A 14159-nucleotide genomic window follows, 5' to 3' on the forward strand; every position below is an offset into this window, starting at 1 on the left:
TTTTACTTACCAGTACAATTGCATTGAAAGTTTATTGCAACGAATTGAAGTAACAACTGGAAAAACGCGGCAGCAATTGGGGTTGCTAGATTGGCGTATTCCATCTACTGAAACGGTGAACGCTTTAGAGGACATTGAAGGCGAATTTAATTCTGATAGGACCGACAACTAAGCCTGCCGCTTTTTGTTGGCGAGTGCCTCCTTATCCAAGGAGAAAAAATCCCGCCCCTCAGATGGTACAGGCGGGATTTAACAAACATTTACTCTTTCCATGGATGTGGCAAATCTCAGGATGAGTTACGCCTAGTTCACTAACTTTTAAAAGGGCGATCTTTTCCTCCCCGCCCCCCAATGTTTTTGTTGTGGACTGCATTCTTACTTGGTAGCCTAGCTAACCTTTCTCATTCTCTTTTCTAGAGGAGAATATTAATTGAATTAATCACGGACTGCTCTCGCCTGCCTCCTAGGGGGAGCTTTTTTTTTGCCGTTTTGGATATGCCCTCATGGGAGTTTGCCGTCGCCAACTTCATCCCTTGGTGATACTAATTAACTTTACCTTTACTGCTTCAGGAAACCGTTGCCCCTCTGATAACTATTGGAGATGCGTTGTGTGTTGCGTGTTTTTCTATGGGTTTGCAAAGGGGGGATACGGTGCACTACGTCGGCAGCGACCCTGGAATAGCGTGGGATTATGGCAAGAGGACGCTGATTGTTGTTGCAGTGAGTGCGCGAACTGGTTCAGTTGTTTGTACTGACTCAGAGCAACGTTTGCTTGTAGGGGTTTCTTGCAAAGACTTAGTTAAGGTGCCAGAAGAGTAATTCAACGGGGCGATAAGAGGGATGCGATCGCCCTCTTGTTCCTCTCACCGACCAAGGCTCTGTGGAACAATATTCTAATAATGACATGACTACCCGCGTTGCCCTCGCAGTCAGTGCGGGTTTTTGTTGGAAGGGCGATCGCCAGGAGTCCTAATCTCGATACCTATATGGTTTTGCTCTGTTCATCGAGCCGTTTAGTAATAACGCTGCTTTAGGAAGGGGTAAGGGATGCGGTTTAAAGAAATTGAAGACCCTCAAATAAGTGAAGGTTTTTACCCAACGATCGCGAGAACGGGAAAGCCTACTTATATGGCCTGTAGCCTCGTTGTAGGAACATTCAACGGGAAACTCATCACTGCAAAATTTTGCACACCCTATGGCTTTCCTATCCCTGGCAGTGAACAAGCATTTTCGGTACAGATTGGTATAGATATATCTAAAGCAGATTGATTGTCCCAGGGGTTAGATAGTTGTCTGTGCGCTTGTGCGCTGGGACCGTACTTTCAGGGCTGGTCACCTCGCTCCTTTAACAGCGTCATCACTGAAACAGGAGCAATTTTTGTTGAGGTCGTTGGCGATCTCTTGTCATTGGTGCACGTATTTAGGGCCGTATCTTATGCCTAGCCTTCTAACTCGGGGGGGTGTACCATCTCACCGTATATTTCGCTAAGTAGCCATGCCAGTGCATCTGTCGTTGTTTCCTGTTCCTTTAAGGCTCTTCTTGCAAGCTCTTTAGCCTGTGCGAGGGTGAGGAGCAGGGCTTCTGTTAGCTGTTGATTTTCCCGGTTCAAGCTTATGGATGTATGTGTGCCAATTCCAGGTCACCTTGCCTATCTTCTAGTGAGGTTTTGAGGGCTGCAACTTGCTCCAGTAAGCAGGTAAGTTCTTGAGCTGGTTCTGAGCAAATAAAGCCAGTCTCCTTATTGCACATAATCTGTAATCCTCACTCCATAACTCGTTTCCAAGGTTACAAATTTTGCCCACTAGCGTATCTCTCAATCTCCATATCCATGCCCTAACAAGGAAGTTCTTTCCTTTTCCCCTTGCAACGCCCTTCTTGTGGTGGATGTTTTTGTGTGCGCGTAGCCCGCACGAGGAAACGGGTTAATGGTGCTGGGCTAGGTCAGACTAGAGGGCGATCGCCTTCCCATGCCACAATCCCAATAGCCTTGATTTCAGCCCGCTCCCACTCACAGGATGCGGGCTTTTTGTTTGCGCTCCTAGCAGTATTAGCAAGATCGACTCACAAGCTATAGAGATACAGTGCAAAGGTAAAGTGCTGTGAGGCGATTGCTTAAGTTGCTACTTTGCTTGTTCTGCCTGATTTCCCAAAAATCAATAACGCCTTCTAAATATTTACAGGTAAGTTCTGGGGAGACGTTGTGAGGTGGGTATAGCAACACTGTTGAATCAGAGAAATGTAAAGATCGGGTAATTTATAGAGGAATGTAACAAGGGCAACTTTCCCTTGCAGATTCACAAGAATAAGATCCATTAGTATCCCACTGCTGCAGGTAGTAAACAAGAAACGCGTTCTGATTCACAACCTTCCAATAACGTTACTGTTCCAGCAACATTATTGGAAGCTTCGAGGCGCTAGCCATGAGTTATGCAGATCAGTTCAGTGTTGTGAATAGGTCTGCTAAAGGAGCAATGCAACCACGTAGTACTGACGAATAGGGTGTGCCAGAGCCTCTAAATCCTTACTACTAATACGAACAGGTTAATGTCAAAGCCAAGCCATGCAGTTTCAGCAGCAATAACCACGCTGGAGCTAGTTCCTAGCGTAGTTAAAGAACAACAAATCACCCTGCTCAAATTCTATTGGGTGCATGCTGTTCGCGATGGAATGGTGTATAGAAATGAGCTTTATGGGCTAGCAAAAGAGTTTGACGGCAGTAATCGATTAGAGGCTTATCGGTTCGGCTGTGAGTTGATTGAGCAGGGGGTGCCAACAATCATCAGTGTCTCGAAACAACAGTATAGGGTGTGGGTTAGCCTAAGGAATCCTTTAGCTACGATATTTATCGCTTCATAGCTCTCTACTCTTAAGGGCAGATAGCACCTCTTGAGTAATCCCATCCGCTTCCAGATTTATCCAGCCCATTACCTCACGTACAGGCAGCAAACCCACGAAGGAAGGGGTAGGGAGGGCAGTGGTTGCCGGGAATTCTAAGCCCAGTACCTATAGGGGTTGCCGCCGTCGATTTGATAGCGTTTTTTTATCTATGCCACAATCCCAATAATCTTGATTTCCGCCCGCATTTCCTCACAGGATGCGGTTTTTTTGTTATTGGCTTATCATTTCTTGTTTAGCTACTAGGAAATTGAAGACAGCATCTAGCGTTTTGTAGGCAGTGCAAGATCGGCTTTCAAGTCTAACTAAAACATAGTGCGTTGCAGTTTCCTCCTCGACTTCCTCAAGCAGATAGCCAAGCTGATAAGCCAACACGGAAGTGTATCCCATTACGGTGAGCATCGATTAGATTTCCTTTAATGATGCCTCCCAGTTCGGCACGGCTATGCATGACGAACTGAAAGGCAGCTTTTTGACTGATTAGATCCCTGTAAGTACTATCTCCTACTCACGATTGCTAGGGGTGGAGGGTGTCACCCCGCTCCGTAAGCCTATCGAAACCTTCATCCTGCGCTGCGTTATGCTATGCAGCTTTGCGTGATGCTTTATTTCTCAGGGATTTTGTCGCTAGTTCTTGAGCCTCGTTCCAGCCTCTCATATAGGCTTCATCGTGGGGCAGACGAGGGGATTGACTGAGTGAAAGGTCATAGTCAACAAATCCAACTGACTCCCGTCCTTCGGGAGGCAGCACAATCAGCCACATCAAGTCTTCCATCTTAGGGCATAAAATCTAACAACTTTCTAAGAATAAAGGTTGTTAAACAGACTCAACACTGTAGATTTCCATAGTTTTTAGAAATGACGCATGCGGCATCAAGAAAAAAAACTAGCTCTTTGCGTAAATCCCCTGCGATCGCCCCTCTCCGCACCACCACCTAACGCCCTCAACCACTACTCCCCGCATTGCTGGTGGATCTGCTGTAGTTACGGGGATGGGTGAGAGTATAAGGGCAACTGCAGCGCAGCCTGCTGTAAAGGAGATTTGCCCGCCCTGGTTGTCTGGGGTGGTTTTTTTATTGGGGCATTGGCGATCGCCGAGAATCCTAAGCCAAGTACCTATAGGGGATTGCTGCTGTCGATTGATGGCGGTTTTCTTTTGGTGATCGAACACTCAATGCTTGTCCGCAACTCTAAGACACTGGCAATATTGGAGCGAAGCCTTTCCAGTACAGTACTTGCTCGAGTTACTTCTTTCTCTAGTACTCGAAATCTAGTTTCAAATTCTGGGCCAATCCGTTTGCAGGACGATAGGACAGCATGATGCTTTAGTAATACCTGTTTATATTCCAAGGCTTCTGTTAGCTCATGCTGTAATTCGAGGATGTAGCGATCGCACTCAAGTAAACGTTGCCGAAGGTCGTCAGCATTCATGAGGAAACGACTCCAGACACAGCTGTACTTTTCTTGTACGAAAGAGCATCCTTTTTGGATGCCATCAGCGAAAATTTTCTCGGCATCTATTCACAGTTGCAGCAGTGAGGGGCTTTATTGGGTGGTTGGCGATCGCCCTGCCGCTGCATCCTCTATCCCAGTTCTTCATGGGACAATATCCTAATAATGACCTTACTACCCGCATTGCCCTCGCAGTCAGTGCGGGTTTTTGTTGCGATCGTCCTTGCCCTCAGCCTCGTGAGCTATGGAAGGGCTATTTTCCATCGACTAGAATCGTCGGTGATCAATTCACAAAAGTGTCAGCCGTCAATCTTATTTGGCGGCTTTCTTGCTTGCAGAGTTCGGCAGCGAGCTCTGCAAACTTTACTGTATTTATAAGAAGAATGTGTTCGGTTATAGCAATGCTGGCGTTCGCCCTCACAAGATCCTCACAAAGATAATTTTCAATGGATCTACAGTGTTTTATTGATTCCTGTTGATGCATCTTCCCGCGCTGGATTTTACAAAAAGAGCAATACTTAGTCTTTCTCTGTCGGACGCCCATAAAGCTTTGTTGTTAAAGTGCCAACTGACCGATATTGAAGCGGTTTTGATGATTGATGCGCCTAACAAGGAAGTTGCTAGAATGTTGCTCAGCTTGAGCCAGGAGTGGATAAGAGCCGGTTCGCCTTACCAAATTTTCTACATCTATGTTGATGGAACGCTAACAGGTGAAGTTAGTTTGTCGAGAGTGAATCAATTTTAAGATTGCTGCCCTCCATGGCGAACGCTATTCACCCCAATCACTGCCGACACCGCATCACCCCCGAACCGCCTCAACCACTGCCCCGCATTGCTGGTGGATCTGCTGTAGAGCATTGTCGGGTGGGATAGGTGGATTAGGAGACAAGATAAATCTTTCAACCACCCGCGCCGCCTTGGGTGGTTTTTGTTTACGCTCCTACCAGTGTCAGCAAAATCGATCCGCAGGCGACACAGACCGAGTGCAGAGGTAGAGCGTTATGAGAGCGATCGCTGTCTATGGGAGAATACCAGCAGCATGAATTAAGATTCTCCCCTACTCACCGCTAATGGGGATAAGTCAAAGCTTCATCCAGCCTCAACTGCCAACCTCTACTGAGTGCTGACAGATGCTCTGCTGCAAATTGTACTAATCGTAAACCTCGTAGGTGTAGTCAGGACTGGCTCCAGTTCTAAAGAAACTGAAACCCTTCATTTCCCTTCCCGTTCCTATACAACGATCTTGCCGATCTGCACCACGAATTGTCCATGATTGCTGATGTTGCACCCAGATTACACATCTGCGAACATCACCTGATTCAACCACTGCGTTAAAGGTTTCTGCATAAACCCCAATGTCCGAATTACTAACTCTGCCAGCAAAAGCTATGTCACACGCACCAGGTTCAAGTTGTACCCATCCCCTTGTCCAAGCTGTACCGTCTGCATAATAGCTGATTGCTACAAAAGCCCTTGACCCCGCTCGATTACATACGGTCAGGGCAGCATCTGCTGAAGTGGCGAACATGAAAGAGGATAAACAAGTAGCTATTCCTGTCCCTACAGCTACCATCAAACTTTTGAGTTTCATTAGTCCTCTCCAATCCAATGATTGATGTTGTTAGGTTAAACCTATTCTCTAATAAGAAATCTAATTAGATAGTTTAGGTAAATGTGCAGCAAGAAAACGTTTAGCTGCTTCATGCCAAATGCAGTGAATACTACTGCAATGATTGCACTTCTAATACTAAGAAATATAGTTATCGAACTTATAGCTCAACTGCTATTGGGCACTCGCGGCAACTCCAGACCTAACCTTGCTGCCATAGCCTCAACCTTCCGCAGCTCCTCACTAAGGCGGGCTAGTTCCGCCCCATATCCTGCCAGGTTGGACCATAGCGCGATCGCTGGGAATCCTAAGCCCGGTACCTATAGGGTTTTGCCGCCGTCAATGATGGCGGTTTTCTTTTGGGGATCGCTCCACACAAGATTCTCACATTTGCCCTATTTAATAGATTCATCTAAATATATTTGGGTTTTATTAATGAATGTAGAGGTAGATGAGTCTGTTGGGTGGTTGAGTGCTCAGCCTTCTCAAGTCCGAAAATCAGCTGGATTTGTTGATTATTATCTTGATCTTCATCTATCCCCTCGAATCCCTCAGGACGAGTTTTATATGCATGGATGGAATGAGGCAGCCGCAAGAGGGATTAAATCCAAAAGTAGAACCTCACCTTCGTCAAATCTGCTGTAGTTCAATCGCCCCGCATCTCCCACCGCTACAGTCAATGGGGTAGTTTTCTAGTTGCATTGGCCACACCTATCTCACCTCATCAAGGGAAGAATAGCAGCTCTTTCAAGGTGTACTGCCAAAGAGCTTTATAATTGGCTGAGATCAGCACCCAGCAAGAGCTTTAATCATGTTCACCTATCCTTGACAGGAGGGCAAAAGTACTAAAAACTGAGAGAAATTGCCCTGTTTAAGAGCGTTTTGAATATTCTTGTCCAAAGTTTTCGTCAGTTTCTATCAGAATGGCTCTAGCTTGTAGACGGTAGATTCTCATACTCAAAAGACTGTAATTCTCATCTGGGAAGGATTTTATGAATTGTTAAAAATAGCTCAATCGACCTTGAAAGGGCTGGGGAAGAATAGGTTATTCCATACTTTTTTTGCTGAGAAATGGGTGAAATATTACTGACAGACGAGGACGCTGAGCTACTGGTAAGAGGCTTGGAATTTCTGTTAAAGCGTGTGGAAGGTGAAGAGAACTTCGCTTCAAAGAGAGTTCTTATCCAGTCCCTACTGGAATCTGTTCAATCATTGTCTGATGCTGAGCGAATGACAGCGATCGCAGCCATCAGTAAGGCTTTGGGCGAAATAGCCGCCGAGCTAGAATCGCCGGACCACAACACACAGTTTTGATGTTGCAATCGCTTCTTCAGGCAGCTATCTAACGGTACCTATAGGGTTTTGCCGCCGTGAGTTCATGGTGATCTTCTTTTGGCGCTCGCCTAAATAACCTTCCGGTTGATATGCTTTTTTCTGGTTTCCAAAAAGCTAATGACGGCATCTAAAGACTTGTAAGTAATATCATGTCGCCTTAAATGCACATAATACTCACTTTTGCACAATGACGATTTAGCAAGCACTCCAGCGTTTTTCCCTGACCTTATATCATGTGCATTTAACCAGACATGATATAATATGTTGCCGAGTTCCTACATTCGTTAAGGTGTAATGCTCATGGCTGGTATACCGATTGAGAATCAAGCAATAGCCAAGCTCAGAAGCCGTAGTTTTCGCGCTTTGTAGGGAACCGATCATTGAGTGGATGCCATCAACAGAGATATGTTTCTAGTGTCGCAATGAAAGTTTATTTTTTCATCCGCCAATCATGCGCCGTCTTACTCTTGGACGGTGGGTTCCTTGATTGCAACTAGCAAAGGCGATCGTTCCTCTCCGCAGCCCCACCGAATCGCCACAGCCGCTGCCCCCCGTATTGCTGGTGGATCTGCTGTAGAGCTGCGCCATAGGGAATGGGAGGATAAAGGCAAATGAAGAAATGACTCGCGCCCTGGCCCCTACAGTTGGGGCGCTTTTGTTGGGTCATTGGCGAGCGCCCCTTCTATGCAGCAATGCCAGCAGCATAAGTCAAATGCCTACCCACGCCTCAACGATTGGCTTTTGTCGGTTGCACAATTTTTTGACATTCAATCCCATAAAGTAGAGCGTTTGCACAAATAAATAAGGACCCCCCTCTGGTGTCTCACGGAGGTTCTTTGTCTTTTTCAATGCATAAAGCTGTAGATGTGGATGAATTCCTTTTATGGGTGAGTGCTCAGCCACCTGAAGCCCGAAAAGCAATTGGATTCGTTGATTACTATCTAGACCTTTACCTATCTCCCCGAGCTCCCCAGGACGAGGCGTACATGAGTGGATGGAATGAGGCAGAAGCTATAGGGGTTAAAGCTAAAGATATACCTCTGCCACCGCCAAACTTGTCCTAGAGAAGGCGATCGCTGGGAATCCTAAGCCAAGTGCCTATGATTTTTGCCGCCGTCGAGTTGAGGGCGGTTTTTTGTGGCTGAGTTTGTCCCCACAAGATCCTCACAATATCTCTGTTCAATGGATCAGGCTAGATTTAGTGAGGTCTACTGACATATAGATGTTGATGAGTTCCTTTTGTGGATAAGTGCTCAGCCGCCTGAAGCGCGAAAAGCAATTGGATTTACTCATCATTATCTTGACCTTCATCTATCTCCCCGAGCCCCCCAGGATGAACCCTATATGGGCGGGTGGCATGAGGTAGACGAAATGAGGGGCAACACTAAGCATAGAATTCCACCTTCAAACTTGTCCTAGAGAAGACGATCGCCCTTCAGATGAACGTATAGTCCCTCGCTTCCAGGTCACAATCCGGCAGCTTCAAGCGCAAAACGCGTTTCCCCCAAGTAGTGCGGGTTGTTATTCAGGATTGTGCTCACGCCTGACCGATAGATTTAGAACAGCCTCACAAGTTTTATAGGCTTGGGAACTTTCGTGGGTTACGTTCATCTTTTCAGCGAGCCATGTATTGATAGTGGTAATGCTTATGCCTTTGTTCATAAGCGCTAGACACTCATCTAATAATTCCGCATCCCCTGCTGTGATTCGAATAAGGTACTCGGCATCGTTAACACCCAAAGCAGAGGCGATCGCCATGATTCTTGCTCTTAACTTGAGCTCTGCTTCACTGTCCTGCATAGCGTTGCTCCTGATTGTTTCCTTACCTCGCTTAATTGGCTAACAGTCTCTCACTAAAATGCTCAGCTCGGTGTGCAGCCAGAACAGAGCCGCTCTCAGTGAAGCGATCGCCGCATTGACTAGAGGGGAAAATGGGTTCCTTTTGGTAGGTTAAGAGCCCCTTCTGTAGTTTCTATAAAGTGTGCCTGCAGTGGGACTCAAGCTCCTGAATCAACATTCTGTTCGACGGGAAAATAAATAGCTCTTGTCCAAGAGTCTTTGCCTTTTGGTGCAATTCGACGGCCCCTTTCAAAGGGTAAAACATAATCGGAATCCACCTGCTTTGGTAGAAGCAGACAACGACTTGGTATTCTGCATTGTCAATGGAAGGAAGCGGAACGTGCCATGAGGAATCTGGGTCTTGCACTGTCCAGCCTGCTATGGGAGCTTCTGTCACATTACTACTACCTTTGTATAGAAGGATGAAACTTTAGAAGTATAGGAACAACCAGAGGTTACAGGCCCATATCTTTCGAAATTGAGTGCTAGCAACTGCCAAATACACATGTTCTGTTAAACAGTCAAACTGTCTACTGATTTTGCCTACTGGCCATTCACCAATCGATCGCCTGCCTCATAACACAATCCCAATAGTCTTGATTTCCGCCCGCGCTACCCACGGTAACGCGGGCTTTTTCGTTGGTGCCGTGCACGAAAAAGCGGGCCGATGGTGCCCGATTGGTGGGTGTCATTGGTGAGCAGTAAAGGAGTAGAATCCCCCACTGCTTTCGCGTGTTCTTGCCGTAGAAATATGTTTTAAGGGATAGGATGATTAAGACATATTTAACGGGATAGCTTGCTCGTCATGGGGCGAGCTTTTTATTAGGCACAGTACACAAAAGTGGGCTGATGGTGCCCGCTGCGGTGTGGTCGCTGGTGGCGATCGCCATCCTTTGCGGATGTGTATGGGAACTCACGAAACTGGACACAACTGTTGGAGCATCGCTTTCAACTGTTCCCCGTCTTCCAGATAGGACACATACACATTGTTTCCCACGGAGATATCCTGACCTTCCAGGTCAGGGCCGTAGTTCTCAGCCATGATAAGGATGGGAGTATAGGGGTCGAGTCCTGCATTTTGGCGAAGCTGTTCCCCAATTGCCAATACTTCATCAATTGACTGCCGAACCTGGTTCATTAAAATTAAGCCGAAGTGTTCAGGCCTTCGTTGGCTACGTTGGAGAGCATCGGCTACATCTAGGGCAACGACCACTTCGTAACCCCAGATTTCCAGGTTGTGTCTCAATGTTGGCCGGACATTATTATCGGGCTCAATGACTAGGATTCGGGGCGATGTAGAAAAAAGTGGGGCGTTGCATAATGAGAATGATGCAGAGTTGAAAATGCTTTATGAATTGTCCTCATTGCACCAGCGACAGAATTGTTAAAAATGGGCATCGCAATGGTAAGCAAAGCTACTTGTGCCGAGACTGTCGTCGCCAGTTTCGAGACCATCCTCAGCAGAACTACACTCCAGAGGTCAAAGCCCTCTGTGTCACTATGTCCCTCAACGGCATGGGTTTTCGAGCGATCGAACGAGTCACCGGCATCAACCATAACAGTGTGATCAACTGGGTGCGTCAGGCAGCAGCAGCGATTCCTGAGGAGAATTACGAGATTCCCGAAACGGCTCAACTCGATGAGTTAGAAACCTTTGTGGGTCAAAAAAAACAAAATCTGGTTGTGGACAGTCGTCAACACTAAACATCCCGGCATCCTTAAGTTCGTAGTGAGCGACCACTCGCTAGAGACCTTTAAGCCTTTGTGGCAGATTGTGATGGGTTGGGCTTGTTTTCTGTACATCACCGATGGAAACCCGGTGTACCCTTGTGTGATTGAGGAGGGAGACCATTTAGTCAGTAAAACAGCGATGACACGGGTCGAAGGGGAGAACTGTCGCTTACGGCACTACCTGGCTCGGTTGCATCGTAAGACGTTGTGTTACTCCAAGTCGGTCGAGATGTTAACCCTCTCAGTCCAGTTACTCATTTACTATCTCAAGCATCATCAGATTCCAGTATTTACTTAAATCATTCCCTATTGTGCAATGCCAAAAGTGGAGTCATTGTTGTCAATAAGGATTGCTTGTCCACTCTAAAGGCTATCGGTTGAAGCGATCGCTTTCTGCCTGTTTCTCAAAGTCAATCTTGTGCTGAACTTTCTTGACTAACGCTGAGACAGCAAGGGTTTTGCTACCGTGTCCATGGACCTCCTTACAAGCTTGGTAATAGCCCAGTAATGCCGATGCAAGTAGCGTAAGTTCATCAAGATTCAGGTGAAGGTGATCCATAGTTTATGACGAAAACTTTGTCAATAATCATCTAACGTTAGTTCTGCACCGAAGTATCTCTGTTTAAGGAGGACGGTCTAAATAGTTGTGAGAGAGGGCGATTGTAACCACAGTAGATAACCCCAGCTTGCAGCATAGGGGCTTGTTCGAGGAAAGATTCCTGAGTTCTGAAGTGGGGCTAATGGGAGCGATCGCCCCTCCTATGCAAGAGTGCCAGTAGCATAGGTCAAATGCCTGTTTACCTCTCAATGGTGGGCTTGGTGAGGCGATCGCCTCCACCTGTCTTAGGACCGATATTGCGCATCGTTCTGAGCCAAGACTTGGCAATTGTTTGGAATCTTCCAATTGGTTGGTGTCCAACGAGCACCGCTTCCTTTTAAATACAGGATATTGCCATACCCCTGAGGTAATACTTTATGGACCTTGATGAGCTGAGGTTTCGCTTGACCCAGTGTAACCGTGCTCTTTTAGAGATTCAATATTGCTATGACGAAGCCTTAGAGCTTCATGAAATGCTGTTGGGTCGGAAATCTACAATGGAGAATCACATTCCTCCAACTCCTGAAATCGAGCATTATCTCTCCCTCCTAGAAGAGGAGATTATGTATGCAAATGAAACTTTAGAGCGAGCCCGGCTTGGGCTTGAGTTTTGTTCGAATACACGGGTAAATATTGAGCGTCAAATGAACGTGAACCCTGGCAGGTAAATGGGTAAAAAGCGATCGCATGTTCTATGCCACAATCCCAATAGTCTTGATTTCCCCCCCCCCGCATTACTCACAGGATGCGGGCTTTTGTTCGGGGGCGATCGCATTACTCTCTATCCTCTTGCCCACTGCCGCCAATGTTTGGGGCTCGGCTGTGGTTGGTCGCTAGTGGAAGTAGCAGGATCAAATAAAAGTATACACACTCTTGGCTCTGGCTGCGCAGCTAAGGTTTTTTGTGAGGTTGTTCTGACCTAAGGGTGAAGCTTTTAGGCCGCCGCCGCCTCTTTTATGCATAGAAGGAAACTTCTAAAGCTGCTGCCCCGCATCAACGACAAGTGATGCGGGTTTTTGTTTGCTGGTTACTGTGCCTGCTGAGGGGGACTGGTAGAGGCGATCGCCCGTCCTAGTACGAACCCATATTTATGGAAGATGTGACACGGAGAAGTTGCCCTTTTAGGAAGATGGTAAACAGTCGCGATCGCTGAGAAACTGTTTGAAACATTTGGAAAACCTGAGGGGCCGCCGTAGTCTATCGGCGGTTTTTTGTTGGTGATTGCCTTGCTGGATCTCTTTGGTATTCTAAGCAACCTTTTCTACTATCCTTTCCGGAGGATAATTTAAATTGAATTAATCACGGACTAAGACCCACCTTCCTGTTGTTTGAGGTGGGCTTTTTGTGGTGATCGCCCTTTAGGTAGACCTATCCTTCCTACTCTCCATGGCAGAATTCAACGATTACAGTCGTATCCCGCGTTTCCTCAGATAGCGCGGGTTTTTTATGGCAACTTGCGCTGAGGTCCTAATGAGAGATTGAGAACTGCTTCACAGAATTTATACGCCTGAGACCTTCCTTTAATCAGCCCCAGCTTTTCATGAAGCCATTCGTTAATGAAAGTAAGACCTATACCTTCCCTTAAGAGCACTAGACACTCGTTTAACAATGCGTCGTCCCCATTTGTAGCTCGAAGCAAGTGTTCGGCCTCATCTGCTTTTAGTGGATGGCGAATTGCTAGCATTCTTGCTTTTAACTTGATCTCTGCCTCGTTACCTTGCATAGCAGCCACATGTTTGGGGTTTCAACCCCACTAGTGCATTGGTCTATTAACGCTGCCGCTTCTGTTTCGCGACGAGGTTTAGAACCGCCTCACAGAAGGTGTAAGCCTGTGAACCAGGTTCAACCTGTCCTATCTTGCCCTCGATCCATTGAGTTATGGAGGCAAAGCTTACACTTCTTTTTGCCAGTTCTTCACATTGGTCCAGTAGCTTCATGTTCCCATCGGTAAGCCAGATAAGGTATTCGGCCTCATCGACTGACAGAGGGGAACGATCTGCTATCATTCGGGCTTGCAGTTTGGTCTCTGCCTCATTAGAAAGCATTCTAACTGCCTCACTTTTTCAGTTGTTCCAAGGATAATCCGTTCCTTGAGCGAGATTAGAGCTAACTGGTTCACCCCTCACTCCCTGAAGAACGATTTAAGAAGCCATGTCAGGATTGCTTTTTGCCTACAGGGGGACAAACGCATATTTGGTACACTTCGGTCTTTTCCTAGGAAGGGGACTTTATTTGAAGAAGAGTTAATATTCAACCATATTGAATCCACCTCGCTCCCCTTCCTTATGGGAGGGAATTTTCTCTTGATAGAAGACTATCATCCATCCTGATATGTATCAGAAAGATGCATATCACCTGATGGCTCCCCACCTCCTGCTAGGTAGGGCTTTTCTATGATCGGTCGCTTCCACTTGTTCAGAAAGCAAAAAAAATCCCGCCCCTCAGATGGTACAAGCGGGATTTACCAAGCATTTACTCTTTCTGTAGACGTGGCTACTCTCAGAATGAGTTATGCCTAATTCATCGACTCTTCAAAAGGGCGATAGCGGATCGCCTCCCTGTTAATTGGTAGCCTAGCTAACTCAGATCTTGCACCTTTCCCCATAAGTCAAGCTGGGCAATGATTTGAGAACAATTTCAAACCCATATTGTGCGGCAATATCTGCACTTCTTTGGATCTGTTTGAGGAGTTCAAACCA

The 14159-nt window shown here is 46.6% G+C and carries 16 protein-coding genes; 7 read left to right on the top strand and 9 right to left on the bottom strand.

Annotation, left to right across the window (positions count from 1 at the left end; all coding sequences use genetic code 11):
- Positions 1-1047: 1047 nt before the first annotated feature.
- Both NDI52_RS33070 and NDI52_RS33075 read left to right on the top strand, forming a co-directional pair.
- On the top strand, positions 1048-1269 hold the full coding sequence (locus NDI52_RS33070; protein WP_348257057.1) for a hypothetical protein: 222 nt from the start codon (positions 1048-1050) through the stop codon (positions 1267-1269).
- A gap of 1276 nt (positions 1270-2545) precedes the next feature.
- Complete coding sequence (locus tag NDI52_RS33075; protein WP_348257058.1) at positions 2546-2857, top strand: hypothetical protein; 312 nt, start codon at positions 2546-2548, stop codon at positions 2855-2857.
- A 622-nt stretch (positions 2858-3479) separates the two neighbouring features.
- Here the strand turns inward: NDI52_RS33075 and NDI52_RS33080 are convergent.
- Both NDI52_RS33080 and NDI52_RS33085 read right to left on the bottom strand, forming a co-directional pair.
- On the bottom strand, positions 3480-3671 hold the full coding sequence (locus NDI52_RS33080; protein ID WP_348257059.1) for a hypothetical protein: 192 nt from the start codon (positions 3669-3671) through the stop codon (positions 3480-3482).
- Between the two features lie 341 nt (positions 3672-4012).
- Positions 4013-4327, bottom strand: coding sequence for a hypothetical protein (locus tag NDI52_RS33085; RefSeq protein ID WP_348257060.1), 315 nt, complete (start codon positions 4325-4327; stop codon positions 4013-4015).
- A 499-nt stretch (positions 4328-4826) separates the two neighbouring features.
- Here NDI52_RS33085 and NDI52_RS33090 point away from each other — a divergent pair, with 499 nt between their 5' ends.
- Entirely contained in the window at positions 4827-5093 is a 267-nt protein-coding gene (locus tag NDI52_RS33090; protein ID WP_348257061.1) for a hypothetical protein, read from the top strand.
- A gap of 405 nt (positions 5094-5498) precedes the next feature.
- Here NDI52_RS33090 and NDI52_RS33095 read toward each other — a convergent pair whose 3' ends face one another.
- On the bottom strand, positions 5499-5939 hold the full coding sequence (locus tag NDI52_RS33095) for a DUF1036 domain-containing protein (protein ID WP_348257062.1): 441 nt from the start codon (positions 5937-5939) through the stop codon (positions 5499-5501).
- 1089 nt (positions 5940-7028) lie between these two features.
- Between NDI52_RS33095 and NDI52_RS33100 the strand changes: the two genes are divergently transcribed.
- Positions 7029-7271: a hypothetical protein gene (locus NDI52_RS33100; protein ID WP_348257063.1), complete on the top strand. Its 243-nt coding sequence runs from the start codon at positions 7029-7031 to the stop codon at positions 7269-7271.
- A gap of 514 nt (positions 7272-7785) precedes the next feature.
- Here NDI52_RS33100 and NDI52_RS33105 read toward each other — a convergent pair.
- Positions 7786-7959, bottom strand: coding sequence for a hypothetical protein (locus tag NDI52_RS33105; RefSeq protein WP_348257064.1), 174 nt, complete (start codon positions 7957-7959; stop codon positions 7786-7788).
- A 181-nt stretch (positions 7960-8140) separates the two neighbouring features.
- Here NDI52_RS33105 and NDI52_RS33110 point away from each other — a divergent pair, with 181 nt between their 5' ends.
- Positions 8141-8356: a hypothetical protein gene (locus NDI52_RS33110; RefSeq protein WP_348257065.1), complete on the top strand. Its 216-nt coding sequence runs from the start codon at positions 8141-8143 to the stop codon at positions 8354-8356.
- Between the two features lie 457 nt (positions 8357-8813).
- On the opposite strand, the gene NDI52_RS33115 is transcribed toward NDI52_RS33110, so the two are convergent.
- The 3 genes from NDI52_RS33115 to NDI52_RS33125 form a co-directional block, all read right to left on the bottom strand.
- Positions 8814-9092 (bottom strand): hypothetical protein, encoded by a 279-nt coding sequence (locus tag NDI52_RS33115; protein ID WP_348257066.1) that lies wholly within the window; start codon positions 9090-9092, stop codon positions 8814-8816.
- 593 nt (positions 9093-9685) lie between these two features.
- On the bottom strand, positions 9686-9823 hold the full coding sequence (locus NDI52_RS33120; RefSeq protein WP_348257067.1) for a hypothetical protein: 138 nt from the start codon (positions 9821-9823) through the stop codon (positions 9686-9688).
- Positions 9824-10044: 221 nt separating this feature from the next.
- On the bottom strand, positions 10045-10344 hold the full coding sequence (locus tag NDI52_RS33125; RefSeq protein ID WP_348257068.1) for a hypothetical protein: 300 nt from the start codon (positions 10342-10344) through the stop codon (positions 10045-10047).
- A 137-nt stretch (positions 10345-10481) separates the two neighbouring features.
- Here NDI52_RS33125 and NDI52_RS33130 point away from each other — a divergent pair.
- Positions 10482-11160, top strand: a protein-coding gene (locus NDI52_RS33130; RefSeq protein ID WP_348257069.1) for an IS1 family transposase whose coding sequence is annotated in 2 segments (ribosomal slippage) — positions 10482-10802 and positions 10804-11160 — 678 coding nt in all. Because the reading frame shifts where the segments join, the coding sequence is not laid out codon by codon here.
- A gap of 72 nt (positions 11161-11232) precedes the next feature.
- Here NDI52_RS33130 and NDI52_RS33135 read toward each other — a convergent pair.
- Complete coding sequence (locus NDI52_RS33135; RefSeq protein WP_348257070.1) at positions 11233-11421, bottom strand: hypothetical protein; 189 nt, start codon at positions 11419-11421, stop codon at positions 11233-11235.
- 416 nt (positions 11422-11837) lie between these two features.
- Here NDI52_RS33135 and NDI52_RS33140 point away from each other — a divergent pair, with 416 nt between their 5' ends.
- Positions 11838-12128, top strand: a complete 291-nt coding sequence (locus NDI52_RS33140; RefSeq protein WP_348257071.1) for a hypothetical protein — start codon at positions 11838-11840, stop codon at positions 12126-12128.
- A gap of 1101 nt (positions 12129-13229) precedes the next feature.
- On the opposite strand, the gene NDI52_RS33145 is transcribed toward NDI52_RS33140, so the two are convergent.
- Positions 13230-13466, bottom strand: coding sequence for a hypothetical protein (locus NDI52_RS33145; protein WP_348257072.1), 237 nt, complete (start codon positions 13464-13466; stop codon positions 13230-13232).
- Between the last annotated feature and the right edge of the window lie 693 nt (positions 13467-14159).

Source organism: Leptolyngbya sp. PL-A3 (assembly GCF_039962325.1).
In the GTDB taxonomy this organism is placed as follows: Bacteria; Cyanobacteriota; Cyanobacteriia; order Elainellales; family Elainellaceae; genus Vacuolonema.